The 2,079-nt window shown below is 38.0% G+C and carries 1 protein-coding gene; it reads right to left on the reverse strand.

The window, feature by feature from the left end; genetic code table 11:
* Nucleotides 1-151: 151 nt before the first annotated feature.
* A partial coding sequence (locus tag GX311_10980) for a hypothetical protein (protein ID NLK16906.1) occupies nt 152-2,079 on the reverse strand: 1,928 nt, incomplete at its 5' end.

Raw genomic sequence — 2,079 nt, forward strand, 5'->3', positions numbered from 1 at the left:
ATGGCGGCTTGGTAGTTAAAACCTTGTTGTTGTGCTGTTGCAAATAGTGTTATGCTTAACAGTAGTAAAATCAATAAGTGTCTCATATTAAATTAGTTTATAAGGTAAAAGGTGCAAGGAGCAAGGTAAAAGTGCGACTTGTTTCCTATTTTTATTTCATTTTTTCTTGTATTAATTTTTCGAGTGCTTCTATTTTTGCTTTTAGCTCTTTGTTTTCTGTATTTAACTCTTTTATTGCTTCAACTAACACTGGAGTTAGTGTGGCATACTCAATAGAGTAATAAATTTCGTTACCCTCTTTATCTTTTCCGCCGCCGCTAACAATTTCGGGAAAAATCTCTTTAACTTCTTGTGCTATAAAGCCAATATTTTGTCCTGGTCGGTGGTCGGTTTCATCTTTCCAGTTAAAGGTTACTCCTTGCAAATTAAGCACGCTTTGTAGTGCCCCCTGTAGGGGTTTAATATTGGTTTTTAGGCGTTTGTCGCTGGGGGATTGCCATGGATTTGTGCCTCCAGCTAGACCATTTACATAGAAAGTCATATTGTTGGCATTATCTGTGTTAATTGCTACTCTTTTATTATTAAGTTCACCGTAAATAAGATTATCACTTCCAATTCGCAATCTATAGTCTTCTGTATGCGTAGAATTAAAGAAACCTGCTCCATTACCTAAGTATATGTTATTGTTACCATTAATGTTATTTCCTGCATAGGAACCAATAATCACATTGTTTACACCAGTGGTGTTGTGTTGACCAGAAAAGTCTCCTATAAACACGTTGTGTTGACCTTCTGTGTTTCTATAACCAGCAAACATTCCTATAAATGTATTGTTTGTACCATCAGTATTATTAAAGCCAGCAGCACTTCCGACAAATACGTTGAAGTAGCCAGTAGTGTTAGATACACCGGAATTCATTCCCATAAATACGTTGCTGTTGCCATTTTTGTTGGATTTTCCAGCACCTGTTCCCATAAACACGTTGTTTTTACCAGAGATATTGTTATAACCAGCATTAATTCCTACAAAAACGTTAAAATTAGCTGAATCGTTGCTATATCCTGCTTCGTCTCCTATAAACACGTTGCCTACGCCTTTAGTATTTTTATAACCAGCATTGTATCCCAGAAATACGTTGCGATAGCCCACTGTGTTTTGATTACCTGCTTCGTCTCCTATAAACACGTTGGCGCCACCTGTGGTGTTGTTGTAACCAGTCAAGTTACCTATCATAACGTTATTTCCGCCCGTGGAATTGCTTCGCCCAGAATTGGTACCCAAAAACACGTTGTTTGAACCTGTGGTATTGTTGTAGCCTGCTTGGTATCCTATAAATACAGCGTTAACATAGTTGCTACTTGTTGATCCTTTACCCGCCTCGTTACCCATTATTACGCTCCTATTTACAGTTTTTGCTAGATTAGCAGATGACGAGCCAAGTATTACGTTGTTACTACTTGCTCCAGTTATATTCTGTCCTACTTGATTACCTATAAATACGTTGTTTGCTCCTATATTGTTTGATTTTCCTGCATATGTACCCATAAACACATTATTACCACCTGAAGTGTTTCCGTAGCCAGCTTGGTATCCTATAAATACGGCGTTACTATAGTTGCTACTTGTTGTTCCTTTACCAGCCTCGTTACCCATTACTACGCTATTATTTACTGCTTTTGCTAAATTAGCAGCATGGTAACCCATAAAAACGTTTTTTTCTCCTGTGGTATTGGCTTTACCAGTTTCATAACCTATAAAAGAGTTGTATTTACCAGTTGTGACTTTCCCTGCCTCGTGTCCAATAAAGTAGTTTTCAGGTGTTAAGTGCATAAAGTTCTGAGGAGCAACTTTACCTGATGAAAGTCCACCTATGGCAAAACCACCTTTGCCAGCTTTGCTGTTATCAGCATTTACGTAAACACGTGTGCTATCAGCTGTTGCAACAAAGATATTTTTTGCTGGAAGCCCTTTACCTGAAGAGAGTCCACCAATAGCGAAACCACCTTTGGCTGCTTTGGTTGAATCAGTATTTATATAAATACGTGCGCTATCCGGGTTTATAAAAAACAGGTCTTTAG

Source organism: Bacteroidales bacterium, from assembly GCA_012519055.1.
Taxonomy (GTDB): domain Bacteria; phylum Bacteroidota; class Bacteroidia; order Bacteroidales; family Salinivirgaceae; genus JAAYQU01.